The organism is Halocatena salina (assembly GCF_023115355.1).
GTDB classification, from domain to species: Archaea; Halobacteriota; Halobacteria; order Halobacteriales; family Haloarculaceae; genus Halocatena; species Halocatena salina.
Window position 1 is genome coordinate 2,412,611 of record NZ_CP096019.1, and the last position, 24,116, is coordinate 2,436,726.

A 24,116-nucleotide genomic window follows, 5' to 3' on the forward strand; every position below is an offset into this window, starting at 1 on the left:
ACCGTCTGCGTGTGCGGGAGCCGCGGAAATTCACTTGTGGTCTGGTCCACTACTCGTTCGCATGGGAGACCCCACTACAGCAGCGCAAAAAGACAAGTACGTGGCGGTGATCGATCAGGAGAAGGTCACCGACGAGGTTCGAGACATTGCGCTGAAATACGATCCCCTGAATCAGGCGGGACGAGACGAGGGGTTTCACTTGACGGACAACGGAGAGCTACACATCGATGACGAGGCAGTGATCGAGGAACACAGGATCGTCGCAAACAAGATCCCGAACGACGCGATCGAAATCGTTCGTCTTCCTGCCGAACGTGGTGAGTTGGTTCACCAGTTCGGGGACAACGGGTTTCGTCTCTACGAACTACCTGGACCGGCCGAGGGGCGCGTTGTCGGCTTGCTCGGTCCGAACGGTGTCGGCAAATCGACCGCGCTCGGAATACTCAGCGGCTCGTTGAAACCGAACCTCGGAGATTCCGCAGTCGATCCGGGATGGGACACCATCGTTCGTGAGTTTCGCGGCACGGCCGTACAGACGTATCTCGAACAGCTCCGGGATGGGGCCGTTCGGACAGTGTACAAACCCCAGCGGATCGATCGGGTGCACGATCAGTACGACGGGACCGTTGCTGAGCTCCTCGGTGAGCGCGACGAACGGGGCGCGTGCGATGAGCTCCTCGAACGCCTCGATCTCAGTGCGCTCGCTGACCGGCGCGTCGACAACGTTTCCGGTGGAGAGTTACAGCGTGTTGCGGTCGCGGCGACGCTCGTGGCCGACGCCGATACGTATCTGATCGACGAACCGTCGTCGTATCTCGATGTCGATCAACGGCTGACCGTCGCCCGAACGATACAGGAGTACACCGAGGATTCCGTGGCGCTCGTCGTCGATCACGACCTCATCACGCTAGACGTCGTTGCCGATACGGTTCACGTGGTGTACGGCGAACCGGCGGGGTTCGGTGTCGTCTCGCGGCCGCTTTCGACTCGACGCGGGATCAATCAGTTTCTCGAAGGCTATTTGCGCGACGAAAACGTCCGGATCCGAGAACAGGCCATCGACTTCCTTCGAGATTCCACACGTTACGCCGATCATCGAACGGACACGTTCGAGTTCCCGACGTTGAAGACGTCGTTCGAATCGTTTTCGTTGCGCATTGAACCGGGAACGCTTCGTGAGGGGGCGGTTCTGGGCATCCTCGGTCGAAACGGGCTGGGAAAAACGACGTTCGCAAAGCTGCTTGCGGGAATTCTCACGCCGGATGAGGGCGAGCTCGGCACTGACGTCAGCGTCTCGTACAAACCCCAGTATCTGCAACCCGCCTTCGAGGGCACGGTAGAAGAACTGTTCGCCAGTCACCTCGGTGTCCACAGCCAACCGTACGAAACCGATCTTTGGCAGTCGTTCGACCTCGATTCATTATCAGAACGAGCGGTGTCTGATCTTTCGGGCGGTGAGCTACAGCGAGTGAGTATCGCGCTCGCGCTCGGTCGGGACGCACAGCTGTACCTGTTAGACGAGCCGTCTGCGTATCTCGACGCCCGGCAGCGAACGGCGTTCGGTGCGACGCTGCGCCAGTTCGTCACCCGAGAGAACGTGTACTGCCTCGTTATCGAACACGATCTGCTCCTCCTCGACTACGTTTCTGATCAGACCATGGTGTTCGAAGGTGATCCTGGAACACGAGGGATCGGTCGGTCCCCGCGGCCCGTTCACCACGGGATAAATCGGTTCTTACAGACCGTGGGCGTGACCTTCCGGAAGGATCCAACTACCGGCCGCCCCCGGGCAAACAAACCCGGAAGCCAGAAAGACCGGGAGCAGAAATCGTCCGACAACTACTACGTCGTGTAGATCTCCCACCTGAACGACTGCTTGCAACTGCCGGGTCTCACTGCGCTTCGAGAAGTTTGTCGACGTGCGATCGAAGGGATCTCCGGAACGTTTTCCGGCAGAACCGCCCTGTGGAACACGTGGGAGGCTCGTCGGCCTCCACTGCTCGTACGATGAGTGTAACAGCCTCCTCGAGGGAAGCGAACAGCCGGTCGGAACGACCGTCGAGCACCTCCTGTTGGCCCCCGCTTGCGGGAGCGAACGCAATCATCCCTGCCATGGCGTACTCGGCGACAGTCATCCCAAAATGCTCTTTTGGCTTCATATTCAGGCCGTATCTGTGTGTACACAACAGTCGTTCGAGCCGGCTGCGTGTGACGTTCTGTTCCACGACGACGTACGGTCGTTCACGGGCTTTGGCGGTGATCCGTTCGGCGTAATTTCGGTACGCCCGTGGTGTGGCTCCGACGACGTGGAGGTGAAGATCGTATCCTCGTTCGCGGAGGCGATCGATCACCGTGATCGCATCGAGCACTCGTTTGTCCGGGGCGAGTCGCCCGGTCACGACGATCCCCGCCTCGCGATCCGACCACGGACGGTCACACGGGATCGGCCCGACAGGGGGAAAGCACACGGTCGGCCGGACGCCGTAGATCGTGTCGACCACTGACGCTGTCCACGAGGAATTCGAAAGCAGTGTGACGTCGTGATCGGCCATCTCGGCACGCGTGGGACCGGCGAGACGACTCCATAGACGGTTCAGACGGCCCGGAGCAGCCTCGGGGAGTCGGTGGAGATTGAACTGGGGATAATGGACGTACTGGACCGATGGAAGCGATAGGGAGAACTCGTTTGCCGTGCTCACCGCGAGATCGAATTCGTCAGCAAATGATCGAAAAAAGCGGTAGAGCACGACACTCCGGAACGCGAGTTGTGGACCGATCCACGGAACGCCAGCCGAAAGCGTCCTCGAAATCGCCGTTGCGACTGGTGGCATCCTGACGGTGAGGTCCGCGACGGAGACGTCAAATCGATCCGCGAGCGCTACTGGGTTCGTCTCCGAGACGGTAACCAGTGTGACGTCATGGTCGGTCTGGAGCGCCTCACAGGCAGCGAGACAAACGGCGTCAGCTCCACCATGAAAATCGAGAGTGTTGTGGAGAACAGCAACGCGGGCCATATACGGCATTCGTGTCGACTTTCAATAACTCTACGCCCTCCACCTTTTTGCGTTTCCACCCGAAAGGTCCGTCGTGAAGTGTGCGTTTGTTGGTGCGGGATCGGTCGCAGAGGACTACGCGGCTGGTCTCTCCGAATCACCACTCGAACTGACAGCAGTCTGTGATCTGGATGTTGATCGAGCCGCTCGACTCGCTGCCACCACCGGGGCAGTTCCCTACGCCGATCTCCAGGAGTTGCTCGACAACGAGACTGTGCCACTCCTCGTGAATCTCACGAGCCACGGCGCTCACGCGGCCGTCACGAAGCAGTGTTTAATGGATGATAGACATGTCTTTAGCGAGAAACCCCTCGCGTTCGACGTCGAAGCGGCCCAAGCGCTCCTCGAAACTGCCGAACAGCGCGAACTCGCGCTAGGGTGTGCTCCGATCAACCACAGGGGTGGTGCTCAGCGCCACGCCGAATCGTTACTCGGTGACGGACGTCTCGGAACGGTTCGCCTTGGATACGTTCATGCACACGTCGGTCGGGTGACGGAGTGGCACGACGATCCCGGCTCGTTCCTCGAAGCGGGACCGTTGTACGACGGCGCTGTTTATCCGCTGACGCTTCTCGTCGCGTGGTTCGGCCGCATCGAACGCGTTCGGATCGCAGACGCGCTCGACGTATGGCCCACACGAACGTCACGGTCGCCCGATAGAGCCTCCCACGTGGAGGCGACCATCGAGTTCGCAACCGGGCTGGTGGTTCGGCTCACGGCAAGCCTGTACGCACCCCACCGAAGCCGCGAATTCAATAGCCTCGAACTCCACGGCGACGGCGGCTCGCTCTATCTCGCAGACAGCGGAGCACTCGATACCGAGACTGATACCGTTTCAGTCGGGGGTTCGGGACGAACGTACGTCGCCGCACCCTGTCAGTTCACCCGGCGCGAGCAGCGGTATCTCGACGGTCCCGAGCGGCTCGCAGTCGCCATTGAGCGCGGACGGCGACCGACGACTGGGGGCCGCCGTGGGCGGCATATCGTCGCAGTCTGCAATGCCATCGAAGCAGCCGCATCCTCGGGTGAGCCGGTGTCGGTTGCTGACCATCCCGTCTCGTCTCGAACGCCTCGTCCACCGCCCGTTCGTCCCGTTGCGGACGATAGGTCGGTTCTCGACGGAAGCGAACGCACTGCCGGGATCCGACTGCCACCGATCGGTTTCGGGTGTTCGCGCTATCGGGATGGTGAGTACGTCGACCGACGGAACTCCATCACGACCGCGCTCGATGCAGGCTATCGGCTGTTCGACTCCGCAGAACTGTACGGCAACGAAGCGCGGATCGGCGAGTTGCTCGCTGCCCCCGGCGCGCCCGACCGTAGCGGGCTGGTTCTCGTGAGCAAGGTTTGGAACACGAACCACGGTCACGTGGCGGAAGCCTGTGAAGGAAGTCTCGACGCGCTCGGCGTGGAGTCACTCGACTGTTATATGATTCATTGGCCCACGGCGTGGGCGTATCAAGGTCCATTGCGGAATCTCGCCACGAAACCACCGACCGAACAGGAAGCGATGGCCTTCCCGACCGACGACGATGGGCAGCCGGAGACGGTGGACGTGTCACTGACTCGGACGTGGCGACGAATGGAACGGCTCCACGATCGCGGACTCGTGCGGACGCTCGGGGTCTGTAACGTCTCGGTGGAGCAGTTGACGACCATCGTCGGTTCGGCTCGCGTTCTACCGGCTGTCGTACAGATCGAGTCACACCCCTACCGTCCCCGGACCGAACTCGTTCGGGCGTGTCACCAGCGAGGCATCAGGGTGATGGCCCACTCTCCTCTCTCCGCGCCGGGACTCCTTTCCGATCCGATCCTCACGTCCATCGCCGAGCGACACGGGCGGTCACCTGCGGCAGTCGTGCTCGCGTGGAACGTCCAGCGCAGCGTCGTTCCGATCCCGGCTAGTATCGACCGTGATCACATCGTTGCGAACCTCGCGGCTGCTCGGCTCGAACTCACTCCCGAGGACTGCGAACGGATCGCGACGCTTGAAGATCCGGAGTTCGACCGATCCCCGTGACGACGACCACTACAGCCAGTCTTCGACGTGATTGGACCGTCGCCGTCGTCCTCTTTGCGTTTGCGCTACTCGCCGGAGCGGGCGGCGTCGCCCTCGTTACGGCACCCCCTATCGCAACGCAGTGGTTCGTTCCTACGACCATCGTCGGGATCTTTGAGCTTCGATTCCTCCAACAGCATCTCGACACGAACCATCCTGTCGATACGGAGATGGGGGTGTACGACACACTCGGGCTCGCAAACGCAGTGACGCTTACCCGCGGTGCGGCCTTTGCGGCTGTTGCTGGATTTGCTGTCGTCGAACCGACACCAGCTCTGGCGTGGGTGCCAGCATTGCTCTACGGCTCGGGCTGTCTGCTCGATTGGGCCGACGGACTCACAGCCCGCGTTCTGGGGCGAACGACGGTGCTCGGCACGAAGCTGGACATGGCGTTTGATACGCTCGGCTTTCTGGTTGCTCCCGTCGTTGCCGTGCTCTGGGGTCGGCTGCCCGTCTGGTATCTGTCGCTTTCGGCCGCGCGGTATCTCTTCAAGGCTGGTCGTGGACTGCGCCACCGACAGGGGAAACCGGTCGAAAAATTACCGCCAAGCGCAGTTCGGCGGCCGCTCGCAGGAGTACAGATGGTGTTCATCACTGTCGCGCTAGCCCCTGTCCTTTCACCCAAGACGGTCGAAACGCTCGCAATCGTCGTCCTTCCGCCGTCTTTGCTCGTGTTCCTGCGGGATTATCTCGCCGTGGCGGGCTACCTCGATCGGCAGAAGGAACATTATTGATCGAGATGTACAGTGGGTGTGAACACCACAGGCAACTGCGTGGTCCCGTTTCCGATCCTCCAGATCGATTGGGGATCGTCCACCGCCATCCCTTATCTACGGCGGTCGGTTCTCGATGGGACCGTTCGCGGTCAAGTCACCGTCGAAACCGGTGTAAAACGCTCATCAGCGGGGGCTGACGTCCCCATACCTCGACCACCACTGGGGGATGACCGATGAATCGGCGGTCGCTCTATTTCACCGCGCCACACGAGACCGAACTTCGGACGACGACGTTCGATCCGGCTGCGGATGAGGTAGTCGTCGAAACGCGCATTTCGGCCATCAACTGCGGCACCGAACTCCTCGTTTATCGCGGAGAGGTCCCTACGGAACTTCCAGCCGATAAGACCATCGATGCACTCGATGGTGATCTCTCGTTTCCTCTCCGGTATGGGTACGCTGCGGTCGGTGAGATCGTCTCGACCGGTCGAGCGGTCACTGACGACCGCATCGGCCAGCACGTCTTCGCGTTCAATCCCCACGAGTCTCGGTTCGCGACACAGCCCGATACCCTCGTTTCGGTACCCGACGACCTGACCGGGGAAACGATGGCAATACTCCCCGCAGTCGAGACGGCGACGTCGCTCGTGCTCGATGGCCGTCCGCGCGTCGGGGAACGGGTCGTCGTCTTCGGTGCAGGCGTCGTCGGACTGTGTACGATCGGGGTGCTTTCCGCGTTTCCCCTAGAGCGACTCGTCGCGGTCGACCCGCTCTCAGATCGACGTGAACACGCCCAGAAAATGGGTGCTGACGAGGCCATCGCGCCCAATGATCTCTCAGCAGTCACGAGAAACGAGGACGGGATGGATCTCGTGTACGAACTCTCCGGTCGACCGGCGGTGCTCGACGACGCGATCTCCGTGGCGGGGTATGATAGCCGTGTCGTCGTCGGATCGTGGTACGGGATCAAGCAAGCACCGATCGATCTCGGAACGAACTTCCACCGCGATCGCATCACCATCGAATCGAGTCAGGTGAGTACACTATCACCCGAGCTTCGTGGCCGCTGGAGCAAATCACGGCGGGTCGACACCGCGCTCGATCAGCTTCGAACGCTTCCGGTCGCGTCGTTGATCACCCACCGCATTCCGTTCACAGACGCACCGTCGGCGTACCGACTGCTCGACGAGGGGAGTGAATCCCCTTTACAAGTGCTTCTGACTTACCCATGACGAACACGAACCACACGTACGAACTCGCGGTCACACGAGACTTCGTCGCACAGCACTATCTCACTGTCCCCGACCCGGGGGCTGAGGGTGACGTTCATAGTCACCGATACACCGTCGAACTGCGGTTCGCTGGACCGACGCTCGATGAGTACGGCTACCTCGTCGACATCGACGCCGTGAACGCTGTTCTCGACGATCTTGAAGAACGATACCGGGACGCCAAGCTCAACGATCTTCCCGAGTTCGAGGGAACCAATCCGAGCGTCGAGCGATTTGCCCGGTTGTTCGGTGATCGCGTCGAAAACGAGATCCCCGAGCCGAATCCGACGGCTCTCGTCGTCCGTCTCTGGGAGGACGATTCGGCGTGGGCGAGCCACCACCGCTCTCTCGACGGATGAATCACGCCGATCCACAGTATCTCGATTCGAAACAGTCCGTCGATCGTCGGGCACTTTCCCCACGGGTTCGAGAGCGCCTGATGGCTGCTCTTCCGGACGATCCGCGCATCCTCGAGGCCGGGTGTGGGACGGGCACGATGGTCGCTCGACTCCATGACTGGGGCGTCGATGGCGGAACGTACCGCGGTGTCGATCGGTCGCCGGCAGTGCTCGAACACGCCCGCAAACAGCGGATAGCCGAATTCGACGCCGAGCCGATCGACTCGGGATTTCGCATCGAGGGGTTGGTCGTCCGATTCGAACAGGGTGATGCCCTCTCGGCGTTCGACGGCGAGAACGCCGATCTCCTCGTTGCGGCCTCGTTCCTCGATCTCGTCCCGATTCGAGTGGCGTTCGACGCCTTCGAAGCCGCTCTTGGACCGTCCAGCCTCGTGTACGCACCACTCACGTTCGACGGCCGAACGATCTTCCAGCCCGATCACCCAGCCGACGGAGCGATCACGGCGGCGTATCACGACGCCATCGATGAACGACCCGGACGCGACACTCACGCAGGGCGACACGTGCTCGATCATCTCCGCGAGCGCGATGGCAGTCTGCTCTCAGTCGCCTCCTCAGATTGGATCGTCCGACCGCGGGATGGGACGTATCCCGGCGAGGAGCGAACGTTTCTCGCTGCGATCCTCGGCTTCGTCGAGACCGCTGTCGGCGATCGTTCCGAGGCGAACGACTGGCTCAAAACACGACGGCGACAGCTCGAAGCCGGAACGCTGAGCTACGTCGCCCACCAGTATGATTTCCTCTACCGTACGCCCGAACCGTGATGGTCCTTACCCATATCGCCGTCGGGATGGCCCTATCGCTACCCGTAGCGGTCGTCGCGCCCGATCTCGCTGCTAGCACTGCCGTTGGAGGAGCGATCGGGGGAGCCTTCCCCGACGTAGATCTCTTGTTCGGAGACCACCGACGGACGCTTCACTTTCCCGTGTTGTACTGGCCGCCAGCGATCGCGCTCGCTGTGGTCGCGCTGGTGGTGTCACCGATCACGATCGTGGCTGCGGTCGTGGTCGGGGCCGCGGCCGTCCATTCGGCGAGCGACGTGCTCGGCGCGGGTGAGGAACTCCGGCCCTGGGAACGGACGAATCCGGACGCCGTCTACGACCATCTCCGTGGGCGGTGGCTCCGAGCCCAGTACATCGTCCGATACGACGGGGCACCCGAGGACCTCCTGCTCACAGTGGCGTTCTCGACGCCGGTCGCCGTGTGTCTCGATGGGCTGCCACGGTGGATTGCGGTTTTGACGGTCATCCTCGCCCTTCCGTACACGATCGTTCGAAAACGGCTTCCGAACCAGTTCGAGAAGATCCTGTAATTCGGCGCTGTGCCGGTCACGGACGGGAGACGATCGGACGGCTACTCGTCACGCCGGTAGAGAACGACGAGAACCCCGATCAAAAGGAGCTGAGCGATCTTATCGATACCCTCGATCGGAGAGACCGCTGGATCTGAGCGCTGATTGATCCAGAGATACAACACGATCTGTACGGCGACGAACGGAACACCGATCACATAGAGCGAACGGCGGTATCCCCACAACAGCAGGCCGATCCCCACGAAAAAGCCCATTCCCGCGAGCAGAAACGTGACGGGCAACACCCCGGGAAAAGACATCACACCTAACACTAGATGTATTACACCGGTGATGATCGAGAGTCCAATGGCGATCCAATGAGCTGTGGTGAGTGACTCAGTATCGATCTCGGATCGGTTCATTGTAGTATATCATCAACTGATGCTCAATAAATCGACCGTCCACAACACCGCTCATTCGTGTATCTACCGCGTTGATTCACGGATATCATTATATAAAAGATTTTATTGATGCTCGAATGAGATAGATATCTGTCCAATCTATCGCAGGTCCAGATCCGAACGGACCTCGTCCTGTTCTGGAGTGGTGTCGCGTGTAACAACAGGTATTGTTAAATGGATTGATAATTCTTATTAGCGTCTGTCGTTGATCGTCGGACGATGAGTTTTCGAACGTATCTTCCTGACTCGGTAGTAGATCTGTTCGATGGACAGAACGACGCTGAGCGGTCCACGGAGCAGGCTTCTGACAGTCGCCAGTCGGTTCCGTCTCGGTCGGGCGACGGTCACCCACGACGCGCTCGTCTCGCAGATTCGATCGTGTTTGGCATTCTCGGGGCGGTGTTTGCGACATGGGCGGTGCGTATCCCGGCGGTCAGTGGTTCGCTTGCACTTTCGGAAGGGGACATCGGGATCGCATTGCTCGGACTCGCGTTCGGGAGCATCATCGGACTGCTGACGAGTGGCGTTATCGTCACACACTACGGCGGTCGAAACGTCATTCGCGTCGGACTCGGTGTTTATAGCCTCGCACTCGTGGGAATCACAGTTACCGATGGGCTTGCAACGCTCGTTGGGGTGGCGCTCGTGTTCGGGTTCGGAAAGGGTGTGACCGATGTCGCGGCCAACGCTCAGGGCGTTCGCATCGAACGGGCCTATCCCGGCCAAATCATGGGGAGTTTCCACGCACTCTTTAGCGGTGGTGGATTGGTCGGTGCAGGATTCGGCGCGGTTGCGACCAGCGTCGGTCTCTCCGTTCGGATGCATTTCACGCTCGTCGGCGTCGTCCTGCTCGTTACCGGACTCGTAGCGAGCGTATGGTTGCTTCCGAAAGCCCCTGACGCAGGAACGGGACGTACTGTCGTACTGCCATCCCGAACCCTGATCGGCTTCTGTGTCATCGGCTTCTGTGCGCTGTTCATCGAGGGCGTCGGCAACGATTGGAGCGCCGTGTATCTCGAAACCAGTGCCGGTGGCACCGCAACTGTCGGTGCTCTCGGCTTCGCAGCGTTTTCCGGTACGATGATGCTCGGTCGGTTCCTCGCGGACCACGCCGTCGAACGTGCCAATCCGAAGCGATTCCTCCGCTTTACGGCGGTCGTCGCTGCCATCGGGATCGCACTGACGCTCGTGGCTCGACCGTTGATCACAGTGGTCGGGTTCGGAGTGTTGGGTCTCGGACTCGCTGGCATGATGCCGGTTGCGCTGAGTCTCGCAGCGTCCCACGATTCCGGGCTACCCACGGAACAGGCGATCGCCGCCGTTTCGACGGCAGGCTACGGCGGATTTGCAGTCGGTCCGGTGGTGATCGGTGCCATCGCGGAAGCGACCTCGTTGCGTGTCGCGTTCGTCCCTGCGCTCGGGCTGACCGTTCTCCTCGTTGGTGTCACGGGACTGCTCCCTACTGTCGTTCGGTCAGTCAGCGAGGGCGAGACGCCCGCCTGAGACGTTTTAATTCGCATACTGCGATCAATCGATCCGATCGACCGTGAATCGTTTGCCAGCGATGTCTTCTCGGTGTGCACCACGTCCGCCGACAGTGTAGACGGTCTCTTCCGTTTGGAAGTGGATCTGTGCCTCAGCAGCGAGTTTCACGAGGGATGTACCCTCCGTATCGGTCTGAGACCCTGTGTAGTTCACGGCGATGAACTCTCCCGTGAGCTGGCACTCCCGGCCGGACTCGGTGACGATCCCACGAATCCGTCCCGTTATTCGTTCTTTCCCTTCGAGGAGGGGTTCGAGGGCACGAATGCATTCGGTGATCTCGACGAACGAGTATGGGGGCTGATCGTTCCGATCGGTGTAAATCGTCTCGTACACCTCCCAAAGCCGTGTCAGGTAATACCAGTGAAAAACGTACGCCGTCGTGTAATCGTCCACGAGGACGCCGTATTCTTGGGTCAGCCGGTCCGTCGTCGCGTAACACGCCTGTTCCCGGTCGACTAACACGAGGAACGGACCGGAGAGTTCGCGTCGCCGGACTTCGGTGCAGACGCCCTCGAACGCGGCTCTGTCGAACGGAAGCGCTTCGTCGGCGGGCGAGTAGAGCGAGAGATGCACATGAACACCACGGTCGTAGGCCTCCGCCAGCAGCGGCTGCAGTGCCCTGAATCGGCTGGGCGTAGCTGCCACCTGAATGTGATCGTGGGCCGTCTCGATGGCGTCACGGGCATGGTCGAACACCGTTCGTAACTGCTGGACCAGGCTCACGTTACTATCGGTAACTTCCGGTTCCTGATACCGTGTTTCGATCTCCTCGATCGCAGCTTCGTACCGCTGGACGGCCGTTTTGAGTCCGGCAAGAGCGTCGTTCGGACTGTTTGCCCGAGCGTACAGCCGATCACGGTCGTACACCGTGACGTATCCTTGCTCCTCAAGCGCGCGGAGCACGTCGTAAATTCGAGGTTGTGGAACCCCGCTCGTCGATGCGATCTCACTCGCGGCCGCAGATCCCCGCTCCAGTAGGGTTGCGTACGCGTCCGCTTGATATGGAGACAGCCCAGCATCTTCGAGGACGGCGATCAGTTCGTCGGTCTCCATTCCCGATCACAGATTCTTTCGGGATACACATAAATACGTGCATGGCCCAGTTCGTCCCGAACACGGATATATTCCCGTCTCATACCCATAGAATATAGTTACTTGGCTCCGATAGGTTGATGTTTTAATGGGAAATACTATGGACATCATGAAACACGTTTCAAACACTCCGAACGTTTCGGAGCCAACACGTACTGGGGAATCGTTCACCGCTACACTCATGAGGCTCAAACGTCGTGGCTGTTGTGTGCTCGTGACTGGTCAGGTAGATGAACGGGTTCGAGCCGCCCAATCCCGTCGGCTCTTCGGTGAGTGTGATGAGTCTCGACAGCGCGTCCTGACGCTTACGGATGCGACACCGGGTCTCGACGCTCAGTATCTTCCCGAGAACATAACTCCGACCCATTCGAGCGTAACCGAGCTTGATTACACGGATGTCGTACGCGATGTCGCTGGTACGGTCGATCCGGCGTTCGAACACTCCCAACCGGATATCGGCTTGTCCGGGTCGATGACCGGACTCGGCGCGATCCTGTACGATTCAGTCAGAGAGACTATTCGAGACGACCGGACGAAACCGGGGGAGCTTCGGCTCGGCATCGCAACGCTTTGTGTTCTCTTGGATACCGACGGGCTTTCTGCGACTGAAACGTTCATCCGTGCCCTCCGAACTGATATCCTAGCGGTGCGCGGTATGGGCCACTTTCATCTCCCGGGTGCACCCGATTCTGAAACGCTCGCTGCGTTGAAATCGCCGATCGACATCCATATCGAACTTCGTGAGTCGAATGGGATCGTCGAACACCAGTGGCATCTGCTCGAAACGGATCATTTGACCGATTGGCTACCCCTCCGACGATGAACGGAATCGAGCTCAGAGACGCCGTTCGCGTCGTTCCCCGGTCGGGGTCTGAGCCGCCAGCGCTCGATCTCGTCGACGACATCGAGGGGGTTCGGGCCCAACTCTCGACGAGTCGACGTGTGCGGCCAGCACGCTGTCCGAGTGCTCAGTTTCGATTCCCCGTGGATGTGGCCTACGAACTGTCTCCGCTTGCGATCTGGACCAATCAGTCCAATCCGGTACTCGTTCAGGGAGATGATGGACTCGTCTGTGCCGAACTCGCAAAGCACGAGCACGCCTCGTTGTCAGCAAGGCAGCACACTGTTGATATCGCTTCGTTGGGTCTGAAGGTGTATCTGCGCGTTGAGGGCGAGATAGAGATTTCTCACACTGACGAGCGGGGCCGGATCATCGACTGTCGAGGGGCTGAGACAGTTCAGTTGGGGCTGCGATCGTTTCACGACGCACCGGCGGCCACGGTAACGACGACCGACCAGCCTCGGGATGTCATGCGTGCGCTGTCCTGTCTGGGTTCGGCGCTGAAAACCACCTCCTGTGAGCGGTCGTTTCCGACGCTACGGGGTCATCCTCCGCTGTTCGAGCGCGGTGAGTGCTTTCAGGCGGCCACAGATCTAGAACGGACCAAGGAGACGGCGAGCGTCCGCATCGAGGTACCTCCCACTCTTGAGACGATCTATCCGGTCGCCCCGCTGGCCTACTACCTGAACGCCGTCGTCATTCCCGGGGAGTCTCCGCGCCTCGTGGCTGGCGACAGCACCATCCCTCTCGATCGCGGCGAGGGACTCGAACACGGCGTCGCTCGCCTGCTCAAACACGTCTTCACGCTCGATTGCATCACGCGAACGGAGGGGCTGTATCAGCTTCCACTCGGGGAACGCACAGCACTCGAAGAACGCCTCTCGGATACCATCGCGATCGATTTTGCAACACTTCACGAACGATCCCTTGCCAAACAGGTGCAGGAGTATCTCTCCGTCCCGTTCGATCTCATCGAAGATCTCGTGCCGCGCTGGCCGGTGACCGCCGACGTTCGACCGGTTGGGAACTATCTTCCATATCTCCCGTTCGTCGTTGCGAGCCTCGGCACCATCCGGTGTCTCCCGATGAGTTGCCCGTGGTCGCCTCCTTCGGATTCCCCAGAGATCGAGGCGTTCTATCGAGCGGCAGATCACGCGACCTCGTGTGAGGATGAAACACGCAGTGGAACTGGTGAGCCACTGGTGCGGTCGGGATCCCCAACTCGCTCCTCGGAAAACAGCTTCGACAGTGCCCGTTCATCGGTTATCCATAGCCCCCCATCTTCTGAGAGCATCGCCCAGCTCTGGCTTGCAGATGGGTACCCGATGCAGGGTACAAAGCCGATACTCTCCGCGTTCGAGCGCCGATTCGATCAGGTCACAGCGACTGAGTACGAAGTGGCAGTGATCAGCAACGACGTACGGATGGAGGCCGAATCGGACGTCGCCGAACTGTACGGACAACGGGAGCAAATGGATTTCGAAGTAACAATACGTGAACAATTGTCTTGTGCCGATCTTCGAGAGCTGTTTGCCGAGGAGTACGATCTCGTCCACTACGTGGGACACGTCGACGCAGACGGACTCCAGTGTGAGGACGGCTGGTTGGACGCTTGTACGCTCGAAACAGTCAATACCCGGATGTTCGTTCTCAACGGCTGTCGCTCCTACGAGCAGGGCAAGGCGTTGGTGGAACGCGGTGCGGTTAGCGGGCTGTGTACGCTAGCGAACATCGGTAACACACCGGCCACCCAGATCGGTCGCACCGTCGCACGACTACTCAATGGCGGATTCAGCCTCAGTGGTGTTCTCGATATCATCAGTGAGGATTTTCTCACCGGACAGCAGTATATGATCGTGGGCGATCCCAGTAGAGCGGTCGTGAAACGACACGATGGTACCTCAATCCTCGCCGAAATCACGTCCGCCTCAGATGGCGACGAGTTTCTCGTGGATATTCACGGCCACCCAACGATTCGCTCACCGGTCGGTATGCTCTATGCGCCGGCCATAGACGAAGAGACGTTTTATCTCAATAGTGGTCACATGACGACGGTCACCGCTTCCCGATCAGAAATTAAAGAGTATCTTCACCACGATCGGTTTCCCGTTCGGATCAACGGATCGTTTATGTGGAGTGATGTGGTGTCTCTTGACTCGATCGAATGACGCACTGATGGTTAGGTCCGACAGCGAAGTGGTTCACGGCCCGGGGTAGGTGGCCTCCCGAGCGATCACGACGCCACTCTGTGAGAGTACTAACAGGACCGTCAACAGTGCAGACATTAATTTTGGATGCTTTGCCACGCGCGCCGCGATTGTGTCTACGAACATTGCAATTCTATAAACTCACTACTTGAAAAAATATTTATCTAATTGTTTTAAATAAAAAGATGTCGGATGAGAATAGCGCGTGCCGTTGGCGCCGCGGCCGACACCATCGATCGACCGGATTCGTCAGTACCACAATAATGAACAGACGCTATCCTATCCGACGGCGGCGATGATTAGTAACTGCCCACTGATAAATACGATCCCTACGCCGGCCCGCGTGTTTCGGAACGGATACGCCGATCAGCGTCTGTATTTTTTAGGAAATCAAGCGTCGCCCGGTGCGGGTGTGTTCTTTGGTTCTTCGTCGGGCACCCGCGAGCGGTTGCGAAACGACAGCAGTGCGAGCATGATCAATCCGACCAATCGGAGTCCACCAGTCATGTAGAACGCTGTCACGGGACCGGGGAGTCCGAACAGACCGAGCAGCTCATCAGCCACGAGCAAGGACAGATCCGGCACCATCAGCAGGATCGACGCGATGGCGTACGCCACCCGTTCGAAGCGATCGATGGACGCGTACTGGTGGCCAATGATCGTCACACCCAACGCGTACACCCCGAGGAACATTCCGAGAATCGGTATCACCACTTCGGGAACGAAGTAGCTTAGTGACGTAACGTCCGATGCCGTCAGAACTCGGGCTCCGTTGTCTGTCTGGCGCAACAGGAGGATGCCGGGCGAGAAAACGAACGCGAACGGGACGAGGATCTTGTTCAGCGAGAGTAAGAACGCCTTCGTCGCCGTTGCGAACTCATCGGCTTTTGCGACACCCGCCCCGGCGAATGCAGCGACGGCGACCGGTGGCGTTACATCGGCCATCAGTCCGAAATACAGGATATAGAGGTGTGCCCCGAGAGCCGGAATTCCGAACGCCTCTAGGGTCGGGCCGAGCATCGCAATCAGGATGATGTACATGACGGTCGTCGGCATTCCCATCCCAAAGATGATGGCTGCGATCCCTGAAAGCAACAGCAACAACAAAAACGACTCGCCACTGACGGTCAGGATGAGCGCATTCAGGTTCGGTCCGAGCCCGGAGACGCTGATAACCCCCGGGATGACCCCTGCTGCAGCGACGGCGATGACGACGGTCGTCGCGGTCCGGGCCCCCGATTCCATCGATCGGAAGATGAACGTCCCAAAGCGATACAGCGTCGTGTCTGCGAGCGATGGCCGACCGATCTGCTCGGCACTCGCCTGTGCCGTCGCGTCGACCTGTTCGTCCAACTCGAGTAACGGTGCGTCCCGCTGTGGCCAGACCAGCAGAACGAGTACACTCACGAGAATCGTGATCGTTCCGAGATCCGACACTGCGGCGTACGCTCCAGCACTGAAAGACAGTCCGCCCGGCGGGTCGGCGATTCCGAGGAGGATCTCACCGGCGGTGAGGAGTCCGGTCCCATAGACCGTGTACGCCACACACTGCGCGAGCGCAAGCCCCACGATCCCGCCAACCAGGGGCAGCCGCGTACGCTCCTCGTAGGCGGCCAGCAGCGAAATCAGCGCGATCACGGCCACGATCGTGTACCAGCCAGCCCGGTTGATCGAGAATCGGGCGACGATCAGGAAATACAGCAGGAGGACGAGCGGAAGTAGGTAGAACCAGCCTTGCCTGAAATGTTTGCGGGGATCGGGCAGGTCGACGCGTGAAAGACCACCGATGTCGCCGTTTCCAGCCTCGAAGTGGACCATCACCCACATCCCAAAGAAGAACGCTAGAGCTGGCAGCGTTGCAGCGACGATCACGTCCGGGTACGGCGTTCCAGTGAACTCCACGATGAGAAACGCGGCCGCGCCCATTACGGGAGGTAGCACCTGTCCGCCCGAAGACGAGGAGGACTCGACCGCGCCCGAAAACTCCGGCGAGTAGCCCGAGCGCTTCATCAGCGGGATCGTGAACGCACCCGTCGTTACCGTGTTGGCGATCGACGACCCCGAGAGCATCCCCATGAACCCACTAGAGACGACGCTGGCCTTGGCGGGACCGCCCTTTCTGGTTCCGGTCAGCGAGTACGCCAAGTCGATGAACCACTTCCCAGCGCCGCTCATTTCGAGGAAGGCACCGAAGAGGATGAAGATGTAGATAAATCTGACGCTGACGGAGACGGGAGTGCTAAACACGCCTGCCTCGGTCGTGTACCAGAGGTTGTACACGATGTCACCCCAACTCTCGACCGGGATCGACAGCGCCCCGAGGACCGAATCACGCGGGATGTGATAGCCCCAGCGGGCGTAGACGATGAACAGCCCGACGAGTGTCATGAGCAAGGCACCGAGCGCCCGTCTGGTCGCCTCAAGCACCAACAGGATGCCCAGTATCCCGAGTAGATACGCGTACGATATTTCATCGAGTGGGAGACCGACGGCCGCTACTGTCGTTACGATCGGCTCCAAGACGGGATAGACCTCCTGAATCGGCCGGGCGGCGTGGATGCCGAAAATTGGAAGGCGGCGAATTTCATCGAACTCGGTAACGATGTAGTGGGCAGGGAGCAGCGAAAGCACCGCCAACAGGATGTCGATCGGGGTGATACGTGTTAACGAGGAATCGACGGCTGCCCAACGAACGCCACGAGCCAGCCGATCGGTGAGCTGCGCGAGGGGATGGTCTGCCCCGAACTGGTCGCTGACAGCGGGTGCTACCGTACCGAGTCGGCGGGAAACGAAGCCATCGCCTTGACTCGAGGGAAAGAGCAAAAACCCGAGTACCAACGCGAACGTGACGTGAATCGCGTTGACCTGCAGTTGTTGGAGCGAGGCGATCTGAAACTCCCCAACGAAGGGAAACGCCACGCCGAATCGGTACCCACGGGCCGCGATCCACATCTGGAACGCGGAAAACGCAATGGCGATCAGTGTGATGACTACCAGGGCCACCCCGCGAAGCGTGCGGCGATGTTCGATCTCCTGGAGGATCTCTTCTTGCTCTTCGTCGGAAATATCGTCCGCTTTGGATGTGTCGACACTCATAGTCGAAAACGATTATTATATGTCATGTTCTGGTACGACCGAACTATTTAACGGTAGCGTATCACCGATGGATCGGTCGGTGAGCGAGATAATGATCGATCCCTCCGACAGTTCAACCAGATCGTACTGCTCGTCGCCGACGATCAGGGTGTGGTCCGCGATCGAACCGGGCACGACCGGGAGCTTCTCGTAGGACTCGTTGGCCTGAACGACGAAGCCGTCGTCGGTTTGCTCAACCGGCTCGGTCGCCGGTAAGCCCGCGCCGTAGGAGTGAAACACCATTTTATCCATCTGTAAGTCGGTCCCGTTGACGACGTACACGTCCTGAACAGGAGTTTTCTCGACGCTGTGTGTGTACGAAAGAACCACTTCGTCGCCATCGTTGACGGGCACTTCGAGGAGATGCTCACCGGAATCAGCGTCGGCGACGACCAGCGTCGTCTCGGCCGATGCGAACGAGGCCCCAACGGCTGTTGCTACCAACACAGCGAAAACGATGACGGGAATGTGATGTTTGTTCAGCCGATCCATGGATGGTGTAGTGACGATTATTAGTTGAAGTAGGCTTCTGCGCCGGGGTGGACCGGGATCGGCATCCCGTCCTGGGCGGTGTCGACGCTGATGAATTCCTGTTTGTGAGTGACCTGATCGAGGTTGTCGAAGATGGCGGTCGTGACCGCCTCGACAGTTCCCTCGTCCATCGCCTCATGGGTGGCGATCATCGCCTGAACTGACACCGTCTCAACGTCCTCCTCGATTCCGTCGTACGTGCCCCCCGGAACAGTGTCCTCGGCGAACCACTCGGCCTCGTTCATGAGGTTCTCCCGAAGCCCTCCCGAAATTTCGACGAGACCGATGTCCTCAGTCGTTGCGAGCTCCTCGACAGCACCGACGGGCCAACCCCCGACGACGAACGCGGCGTCGACATCACCGTCGCGAATCTGGTTAGCCGCCGTCTCGAAGTCGGTGTTCTGCTCGTCAAACTCCTTGACGCCCGCCGTCTCAAGGATCTGCAACGCGTTGACTTGTGTTCCGCTGCCGAGATCACCGGTGTTGACCGATTTTCCCGATAGATCTTGAATCCGTTCGAGACCCGAGCCTGCTTGGCTGATGACGTGGATCGTTTCTGGGTACAGCGTTGCAACCCCGCGGATGTTCTCCATCGACTGGCCTTGAAACTCCTCGAGACCGGTTCCGTTGTGCGCGAAGTGCGCGATGTCGTTTTGGATCAGTGCGAAATTGGCGTCCTCGCTGTGGAGGCTCCCGACGTTCTCGACACTGGCGCCCGTCGACTGGACCTGAAGTGAGTAGGGCGTTTCCGCGTCGACGATCGACTTGAAGTCGCCCGACAGCGGGTAGTACGTTCCGGCGGTCCCGCCCGCATGCCAGGAGAGCGGCTCGCCGTTTTCCTTGGATTCTGTCTCTGGGGTTGGCCCGGAACCTGCTTCGTCTTCGAGGCAGCCAGCGATCCCAAAGAGCGCGAAAGTTCCAGCAATTTCGATGAATCGTCGTCGTTCGTACGACATTACTATAACAATATATTGAATCACTATATATCTGATCTACTTTTGCTCAACTAGGTACGCGGTCGCCGGAGTGGATCTGTCGCTGTCGATTCTGCTACTCCTCTTTATGGCGGTAGAGAGGAAGCTGGAATCCGAATCCCCTGTTTTGAAGCTGCCACTTGGTTTCGAGCGTGAACCACGTGAGTGCCACGAGGAGTCCGAGTGTGACGGCAGCGAACTCGCGAGCACCCATCCACACCGGGCTGACGAAATAGATCGCGTTGGTGATCCGGTGGGGCACGTTCGACTGGATGGTATCGGTGACCGTATCGAGGAGGCTGGACCCCCCGCCGTCACTTTCAGCGGCGTCGGCCGTTCGAGACTCGAAACCGAGGGTTGCTGCGCTCTCTCCCCCCGCGCTTTCGGCACCCGTTTCGAGCCGTTCGGCCTCGTAGGGCAGTGTCGACTCGACTTGCCACACGATCTCTCCGTTCGGTGCGATCTCCATCACCCGGTTTCCGTGGGTGTCGGTGACGAGTGTGTTACCGTTTGGCAGGCGGTCGGCGTCTCGTGGCCACTGCATTCGTCTGTCGGACCACTCCCAACTCTGAGTCCAGTTGCCGTCTTCGCGCTGGAACTCTTGAATCCGTCCGTTCTCCGAATCGGCGACGACGACGGCCGGACCGCCCCTCGATTCGGGAATGTAATCGGGGTTGTGCTGTTCGAACATGACATCGTAGTCGTCCTCAGCACCAAGGGTCCAGTTCTCCATAAGTCCCTTCTCGGGATCGATGAACGCGACTTGGTCTTGGTTCCGGAGGCTAACCATGACCCGTCCCGCGTTCGTCCCCTCTTCGATGTACTCGACGTCGTTGAGGTGTGCCCAATCGTGAGGGTACGGCCCACCACCCTCGACGGGATAGTCGCTTTGGGCGTCCCACAGCCACTCGACGATTTCCGTTTCGGTGTCAACGATGAACACCTGATCGTCAATGATGTCGGCGATCAAAACGTGTGTTTCGTTGATCCGATCCGCATCGTGCCATTCACCGGCGGTTTCCTGGTGGTCGTAGCGTTCATACAACACGTCGACCTCGCCGGTCTTGAGGTTGACACGCTCGAGGACGTTTTTCGCACACGGGGGATTACTGCACGTTGGTCCTTCGGTGTGGATCGTATCCGTTGCGGTGTATTCGACGACCATCGGATTCTCCGCGACGGGATCTGCGTCGAAGTACTTCGTGTGAGTGTTGTTGTAGTATACGATCTCACCGTTAGGAGCGTAGGCGGTGATCGTCCCTTGCCGCCCCGACTCGGTAACGACCGTGTGGTTGTCAGTCGGCGGTGCGTTCGGTGTAGCCTCTTTAGAGGCGGTCGAAACACCGCTTGAGGCTGCAGTAGCGAGTACGGCAGTCGAAAAAAGGAGTGTGACGACGAACACGGCACGGAGCCGGTTGCGAGAGAGCGCCGATCGGATATCCCGGCGTGATGGATGCCAACGATCGATCACAGTACAGTCACTCCCGAATGTCGCCACGGTGTCTGGGAAACCATCGAGTTTCGATTCCCGAGCAAGATATTAGGATTTTGTGAATTATGCTGGGCTGAAGACAGTGCCCGGACGATGCGAGAGGTCCGTACCAGACGCAACCGTCAGGTGAGGTCAGTCGGTATCGTCGTCCTCGTCGTCGTCGAGTTCTCGTTTTATCGTGTCTAACTCCTCGTCGACGCTTATCTCCTCCTCGGAATCTGGATCGGTGTCGGGTTCGTTCACGTCGATTCTGATCGCACCGTCCGCCGAAGCCGAATCGTCGGTGGTTTTCTCAGTGCCGTTTTTTTCAGTGGTTTCGGTCGGGTTCGTGAGCCGTTCATCGATCTCCTCGCTGAGTGTTCGAGCGTCGTTCAAAAGCGCCCGTGCGTCCTCGTTCGATGGCTCTCCGTGGAGCGCTCCCTGAAGATCCGACAAGGCGCCGTCGAGTGCGTCGAGTGTTCGACGGCCGGTCTCCTGAACGCGTCGGTCCCCCCTTTGTTGAGACGCTTCCCGTTGTTCCCGACCGTTGACCAACCCGAGCAGCCCTTGGAGGAGTTCGAGCGCGCGGATGTGCGTCTCCAACAGGGAAATGAGCGTCGGGATCGTGTGCTCTTCGGTGAACCGGAGAAACCGACCGGGCGATGGGAGACGACGGGATTGGGGTTGATGCTCGTCGGCGAGGGTGTCCTGTAGCTCCGAGAGCGTCGTCGAAAGCTCTACGAGCAGTTCTTCGAGATCCTCGTCCTGTCTGTCCATACTGTCACTCCGGGCTCCGACGTGAAACACGTGTCGGGGATTCGGTGGTTGAGATTGCCAGAAGCTTTATAATATATACAGATAATACTATGCAATATTGGGATGGATGGGGAAAATACAACCAGAGCCTTTGCTCGCTCGCTCGCTGCGCTCAAACGACAGGGATGTAGCTTGCTCATTACTGGCCCGGTCCGTGATGGCTCCCATCTCCGCCTCTCCCAGCAGTTGCTGGGCGATATCAAAACAGAACGCCGGTGGCGGATCGTCGTGGCGACCGACACCGAAGGCATCGAAACCCGCTGTCCGAAACTGGCCGATCCGCGGCAGTACCGGTTCATCGACCGACGTCACACCACGCGGAGCAGCGCGGTCCAAACGTGCTCTCCTTCACCGGTGAATCTCTTCGAGTTGGCGCGCGAGGTCTCTGAGACGGTCGATGAGTTTGAGGACGATGCTGACGGACTGTCTTCCGGAGAACTTCGGCTCTGTGTCGACTCGCTTTGTCCACTCCTCGATATCCACAGATCCGAAGCTCTCACCCGGTTCATCGATAGCACGACCGACCGCATCTACGAAACGAACGGTATGGCCCATTTCCATCTTCCCGTCGATCCCGAACAGCCGATCGTCTCGGAACTCCTCGACTGGTTCGACGTACACATCGAACTCCGAGACGGCAATCACCGGTGGCACCTCCTCGATGACGACATCCAAACCGGCTGGCTCAGGATCTAGGCTAACCAAAACCCTTTTGGATTTAGGCACGCCTAATCACCGGTAATGGCTACGTCCGAAACCGCAGTGGAATCCGCCGAGGCGATCGTTACCGCACACGCGACTGCGCCCGAGAAAACGGTGTTCGTCGAATCCGGCAATCACGACGCGTGGATCGCAACGGATCTGGCCGTCGATCTCGAACGATAGTTCGGTACTTCTGAATCGGCCGTCTGTCCTAGCCTCAGCTTTCTCAAAAAACCGTAAAACAAGCGGAGCGGCTACTGCTGTCACGAGGTTCGGACGGAACTGACCGGGGAGAGTGGTCAGTGGGTTGCTTCGTCGAGGACCAGCGTATCGTCCTCGAGGTAGTGTTCGATGTGGTGAGCGTCTTCTTCGACCTCTACGAGGATGTCTCGCAGCAGTTCCCCGGTCGCGTAATCGCCGAGGTTGTCCGCAAGTTCGATGTGATCTCGAAGCGACTCGATGATGTCGCCGTACATCTCGAGGTCGTTCGCAAGCGAAAGCCGGAGGTCGTACACGTCTTCGCCCTCGAACGAGACCGTGGCCCGTTCTGCTTGGGTGGTCGGGCCAGCGACCGGCACGCCACCGAGCGCCTGGGCGCGTTCTGCGATCTCGTCGGCTCCTCGCTCCACCGTCTCGTAGGCCTCTTCGAGGAACAGGTGGAGGTCCCGAAACTCAGCGCCTTCGGCGTCCCAGTGATGCTTTTTCAGCTGGTGGTACAGGACGTAGGCGTTCGCAAGGTCCGTATTCAGTGCATCGATGATCTGTTCGGAACGGTCGGTATCGATTCGGAGATCGTTCTCGGTCACTGTTCCCGCTTCCTGTCGGATCCGCCCTTCTTGTGTGCTCATCTCACTCGGCAGTACTCGCGCCTATCACTTAAATCTTCGTGAGACAGGAAATAATCTTCGGCTAACCAAAACTACAGTTTCACAAGTGCGACCAGTAACACACACATCGAAAACTCACGTCGATAGGGAGAGCGATAACACGGTCTCGTTCGTCGGTCGAGAGGAGATCGATCGCACAGCAGTGGAACCGAGAGGCTACTCGCGTGATTCGTTCAGGACTTCGGTGTCGTCGTGTAAGACGACGACCTGCTGTGGGGGTTCGTTTTCGAATTCGAAGACGGCGTCGTATTTGATGTCCGTTAGGCACATCGAACAAGGGCTGTCGCTCTCGCGTTTGTAGGACTGTATCGAAACGGTGAGCATCCCCGTCTCATTCACCACGCGTTTCAGCTTTGCCGTGTAACACGAATCCGACCCGGTGATAGTTCCAGAAACGCGGATGCGGGCTGTCTCGAACGACGCGCTGCTCTCGTTTGTCCCCGCGCCACATTCGGTGGAGACCACATCGAACGAGCGGTTCGTGAGAGTCGGGCTGTCGGCGTCAGTTGCTGTGTCGGTATCTCCCGTGTCAGATCCCGAATCGTTCTGCTCGGATCCCCTACTGCTCCGTCGAGTGATACAACCAGCCAGTCCGAACGTGGCGCTTCCACCGATGATTTTGAGAAGCGCGCGTCGGTTCATGGT

At 59.4% G+C, this 24,116-nt stretch carries 24 protein-coding genes; 13 read left to right on the forward strand and 11 right to left on the reverse strand.

Going from position 1 to position 24,116, the window contains the following annotated elements; translation table 11 throughout:
• Positions 1-61: 61 nt before the first annotated feature.
• On the forward strand, positions 62-1,855 hold the full coding sequence (locus MW046_RS12385; protein WP_247993413.1) for a ribosome biogenesis/translation initiation ATPase RLI: 1,794 nt from the start codon (positions 62-64) through the stop codon (positions 1,853-1,855).
• Positions 1,856-1,892: 37 nt separating this feature from the next.
• On the opposite strand, the gene MW046_RS12390 is transcribed toward MW046_RS12385, so the two are convergent.
• Positions 1,893-3,014, reverse strand: coding sequence for a glycosyltransferase (locus tag MW046_RS12390; RefSeq protein WP_247993414.1), 1,122 nt, complete (start codon positions 3,012-3,014; stop codon positions 1,893-1,895).
• Positions 3,015-3,087: 73 nt separating this feature from the next.
• Between MW046_RS12390 and MW046_RS12395 the strand changes: the two genes are divergently transcribed.
• The 7 genes from MW046_RS12395 to MW046_RS12425 are packed head-to-tail and all read left to right on the forward strand — an operon-like array spanning position 3,088 to position 8,830.
• Complete coding sequence (locus MW046_RS12395) at positions 3,088-5,073, forward strand: aldo/keto reductase (RefSeq protein ID WP_247993415.1); 1,986 nt, start codon at positions 3,088-3,090, stop codon at positions 5,071-5,073.
• The gene (locus MW046_RS12400) at positions 5,070-5,846 is read left to right on the forward strand and encodes a CDP-alcohol phosphatidyltransferase family protein (protein WP_247993416.1); all 777 of its coding nucleotides are present in this window, start codon (positions 5,070-5,072) and stop codon (positions 5,844-5,846) included. The genes MW046_RS12395 and MW046_RS12400 overlap by 4 nt, the downstream gene beginning before the upstream one ends.
• 12 nt (positions 5,847-5,858) lie before the next feature.
• Entirely contained in the window at positions 5,859-6,065 is a 207-nt protein-coding gene (locus MW046_RS12405) for a hypothetical protein (RefSeq protein ID WP_247993417.1), read from the forward strand.
• The gene (locus tag MW046_RS12410) at positions 6,062-7,060 is read left to right on the forward strand and encodes a zinc-dependent alcohol dehydrogenase (protein ID WP_247993418.1); all 999 of its coding nucleotides are present in this window, start codon (positions 6,062-6,064) and stop codon (positions 7,058-7,060) included. The genes MW046_RS12405 and MW046_RS12410 overlap by 4 nt, the downstream gene beginning before the upstream one ends.
• Complete coding sequence (locus MW046_RS12415) at positions 7,057-7,458, forward strand: 6-pyruvoyl trahydropterin synthase family protein (protein WP_247993419.1); 402 nt, start codon at positions 7,057-7,059, stop codon at positions 7,456-7,458. The genes MW046_RS12410 and MW046_RS12415 overlap by 4 nt, the downstream gene beginning before the upstream one ends.
• Positions 7,425-8,282 (forward strand): class I SAM-dependent methyltransferase, encoded by an 858-nt coding sequence (locus tag MW046_RS12420; protein WP_247993420.1) that lies wholly within the window; start codon positions 7,425-7,427, stop codon positions 8,280-8,282. Before MW046_RS12415 ends, MW046_RS12420 begins: the two co-directional genes overlap by 34 nt.
• Positions 8,282-8,830, forward strand: coding sequence for a metal-dependent hydrolase (locus MW046_RS12425; protein ID WP_247993421.1), 549 nt, complete (start codon positions 8,282-8,284; stop codon positions 8,828-8,830). Before MW046_RS12420 ends, MW046_RS12425 begins: the two co-directional genes overlap by 1 nt.
• 41 nt (positions 8,831-8,871) lie before the next feature.
• Here the strand turns inward: MW046_RS12425 and MW046_RS12430 are convergent, their stop codons facing one another.
• Positions 8,872-9,231 carry a DUF7475 family protein gene (locus MW046_RS12430; protein ID WP_247993422.1) on the reverse strand — a complete coding sequence of 120 codons (360 nt, stop codon included), beginning with the start codon at positions 9,229-9,231 and terminating at the stop codon, positions 8,872-8,874.
• A gap of 258 nt (positions 9,232-9,489) precedes the next feature.
• Here MW046_RS12430 and MW046_RS12435 point away from each other — a divergent pair, with 258 nt between their 5' ends.
• The gene (locus tag MW046_RS12435; RefSeq protein ID WP_247993423.1) at positions 9,490-10,773 is read left to right on the forward strand and encodes an MFS transporter; all 1,284 of its coding nucleotides are present in this window, start codon (positions 9,490-9,492) and stop codon (positions 10,771-10,773) included.
• Positions 10,774-10,797: 24 nt separating this feature from the next.
• Here the strand turns inward: MW046_RS12435 and MW046_RS12440 are convergent, their stop codons facing one another.
• Complete coding sequence (locus MW046_RS12440) at positions 10,798-11,868, reverse strand: TrmB family transcriptional regulator (protein WP_247993424.1); 1,071 nt, start codon at positions 11,866-11,868, stop codon at positions 10,798-10,800.
• Between the two features lie 148 nt (positions 11,869-12,016).
• On the opposite strand from MW046_RS12440, the gene MW046_RS12445 reads away from it, so the two are divergent.
• Positions 12,017-12,730 carry a DUF7504 family protein gene (locus tag MW046_RS12445; RefSeq protein WP_247993425.1) on the forward strand — a complete coding sequence of 238 codons (714 nt, stop codon included), beginning with the start codon at positions 12,017-12,019 and terminating at the stop codon, positions 12,728-12,730.
• The gene (locus MW046_RS12450) at positions 12,727-14,916 is read left to right on the forward strand and encodes a CHAT domain-containing protein (protein ID WP_247993426.1); all 2,190 of its coding nucleotides are present in this window, start codon (positions 12,727-12,729) and stop codon (positions 14,914-14,916) included. Before MW046_RS12445 ends, MW046_RS12450 begins: the two co-directional genes overlap by 4 nt.
• Before the next feature lie 33 nt (positions 14,917-14,949).
• Here MW046_RS12450 and MW046_RS19445 read toward each other — a convergent pair whose 3' ends face one another.
• The 6 genes from MW046_RS19445 to MW046_RS12475 all read right to left on the reverse strand — a co-directional run bounded on the left by MW046_RS19445 (position 14,950) and on the right by MW046_RS12475 (position 21,843).
• The gene (locus tag MW046_RS19445) at positions 14,950-15,081 is read right to left on the reverse strand and encodes a DUF7503 family protein (RefSeq protein ID WP_282190212.1); all 132 of its coding nucleotides are present in this window, start codon (positions 15,079-15,081) and stop codon (positions 14,950-14,952) included.
• 264 nt (positions 15,082-15,345) lie between these two features.
• On the reverse strand, positions 15,346-18,051 hold the full coding sequence (locus MW046_RS12455) for a TRAP transporter permease (RefSeq protein ID WP_247993427.1): 2,706 nt from the start codon (positions 18,049-18,051) through the stop codon (positions 15,346-15,348).
• A 15-nt stretch (positions 18,052-18,066) separates the two neighbouring features.
• Positions 18,067-18,582: a DUF1850 domain-containing protein gene (locus tag MW046_RS12460; protein WP_247993428.1), complete on the reverse strand. Its 516-nt coding sequence runs from the start codon at positions 18,580-18,582 to the stop codon at positions 18,067-18,069.
• Between the two features lie 20 nt (positions 18,583-18,602).
• Complete coding sequence (locus MW046_RS12465; RefSeq protein ID WP_247993429.1) at positions 18,603-19,577, reverse strand: TAXI family TRAP transporter solute-binding subunit; 975 nt, start codon at positions 19,575-19,577, stop codon at positions 18,603-18,605.
• A gap of 94 nt (positions 19,578-19,671) precedes the next feature.
• Complete coding sequence (locus tag MW046_RS12470; protein WP_247993430.1) at positions 19,672-21,066, reverse strand: arylsulfotransferase family protein; 1,395 nt, start codon at positions 21,064-21,066, stop codon at positions 19,672-19,674.
• A gap of 153 nt (positions 21,067-21,219) precedes the next feature.
• Positions 21,220-21,843, reverse strand: coding sequence for a DUF7547 family protein (locus tag MW046_RS12475; RefSeq protein ID WP_247993431.1), 624 nt, complete (start codon positions 21,841-21,843; stop codon positions 21,220-21,222).
• Between the two features lie 102 nt (positions 21,844-21,945).
• Here MW046_RS12475 and MW046_RS12480 point away from each other — a divergent pair, with 102 nt between their 5' ends.
• Both MW046_RS12480 and MW046_RS12485 read left to right on the forward strand, forming a co-directional pair.
• Positions 21,946-22,578 carry a DUF7504 family protein gene (locus tag MW046_RS12480; RefSeq protein WP_247993432.1) on the forward strand — a complete coding sequence of 211 codons (633 nt, stop codon included), beginning with the start codon at positions 21,946-21,948 and terminating at the stop codon, positions 22,576-22,578.
• 45 nt (positions 22,579-22,623) lie between these two features.
• A complete protein-coding gene (locus tag MW046_RS12485) occupies positions 22,624-22,767 on the forward strand; it encodes a hypothetical protein (protein ID WP_247993433.1) in 144 nt (47 codons plus the stop codon).
• 116 nt (positions 22,768-22,883) lie between these two features.
• Here the strand turns inward: MW046_RS12485 and dpsA are convergent, their stop codons facing one another.
• Positions 22,884-23,432, reverse strand: a complete 549-nt coding sequence (gene dpsA, locus MW046_RS12490) for a DNA starvation/stationary phase protection protein DpsA (protein ID WP_247993434.1) — start codon at positions 23,430-23,432, stop codon at positions 22,884-22,886.
• Between the two features lie 195 nt (positions 23,433-23,627).
• Entirely contained in the window at positions 23,628-24,113 is a 486-nt protein-coding gene (locus MW046_RS12495; protein ID WP_247993435.1) for a hypothetical protein, read from the reverse strand.
• Positions 24,114-24,116 lie beyond the last annotated feature (3 nt).

Excerpts from the sequence above, each read along its gene's own strand:
- MW046_RS12440 (WP_247993424.1), bottom strand. The coding sequence starts at position 11,868 with ATGGAGACCGACGAACTGATCGCCGTCCTCGAAGATGCTGGGCTGTCT.
- MW046_RS12435 (WP_247993423.1), top strand. The coding sequence starts at position 9,490 with ATGAGTTTTCGAACGTATCTTCCTGACTCGGTAGTAGATCTGTTCGAT.
- MW046_RS12410 (WP_247993418.1), top strand. The coding sequence starts at position 6,062 with ATGAATCGGCGGTCGCTCTATTTCACCGCGCCACACGAGACCGAACTT.
- MW046_RS12460 (WP_247993428.1), bottom strand. The coding sequence starts at position 18,582 with ATGGATCGGCTGAACAAACATCACATTCCCGTCATCGTTTTCGCTGTG.
- MW046_RS12430 (WP_247993422.1), bottom strand. The coding sequence starts at position 9,231 with ATGAACCGATCCGAGATCGATACTGAGTCACTCACCACAGCTCATTGG.
- MW046_RS12390 (WP_247993414.1), bottom strand. The coding sequence starts at position 3,014 with ATGGCCCGCGTTGCTGTTCTCCACAACACTCTCGATTTTCATGGTGGA.
- MW046_RS12445 (WP_247993425.1), top strand. The coding sequence starts at position 12,017 with ATGAAACACGTTTCAAACACTCCGAACGTTTCGGAGCCAACACGTACT.
- MW046_RS12485 (WP_247993433.1), top strand. The coding sequence starts at position 22,624 with ATGGCTACGTCCGAAACCGCAGTGGAATCCGCCGAGGCGATCGTTACC.
- MW046_RS12465 (WP_247993429.1), bottom strand. The coding sequence starts at position 19,577 with ATGTCGTACGAACGACGACGATTCATCGAAATTGCTGGAACTTTCGCG.
- MW046_RS12425 (WP_247993421.1), top strand. The coding sequence starts at position 8,282 with ATGGTCCTTACCCATATCGCCGTCGGGATGGCCCTATCGCTACCCGTA.
- MW046_RS12480 (WP_247993432.1), top strand. The coding sequence starts at position 21,946 with ATGGATGGGGAAAATACAACCAGAGCCTTTGCTCGCTCGCTCGCTGCG.
- dpsA (WP_247993434.1), bottom strand. The coding sequence starts at position 23,432 with ATGAGCACACAAGAAGGGCGGATCCGACAGGAAGCGGGAACAGTGACC.
- MW046_RS19445 (WP_282190212.1), bottom strand. The coding sequence starts at position 15,081 with ATGTTCGTAGACACAATCGCGGCGCGCGTGGCAAAGCATCCAAAATTA.
- MW046_RS12450 (WP_247993426.1), top strand. The coding sequence starts at position 12,727 with ATGAACGGAATCGAGCTCAGAGACGCCGTTCGCGTCGTTCCCCGGTCG.
- MW046_RS12455 (WP_247993427.1), bottom strand. The coding sequence starts at position 18,051 with ATGAGTGTCGACACATCCAAAGCGGACGATATTTCCGACGAAGAGCAA.
- MW046_RS12495 (WP_247993435.1), bottom strand. The coding sequence starts at position 24,113 with ATGAACCGACGCGCGCTTCTCAAAATCATCGGTGGAAGCGCCACGTTC.
- MW046_RS12385 (WP_247993413.1), top strand. The coding sequence starts at position 62 with ATGGGAGACCCCACTACAGCAGCGCAAAAAGACAAGTACGTGGCGGTG.
- MW046_RS12415 (WP_247993419.1), top strand. The coding sequence starts at position 7,057 with ATGACGAACACGAACCACACGTACGAACTCGCGGTCACACGAGACTTC.
- MW046_RS12475 (WP_247993431.1), bottom strand. The coding sequence starts at position 21,843 with ATGGACAGACAGGACGAGGATCTCGAAGAACTGCTCGTAGAGCTTTCG.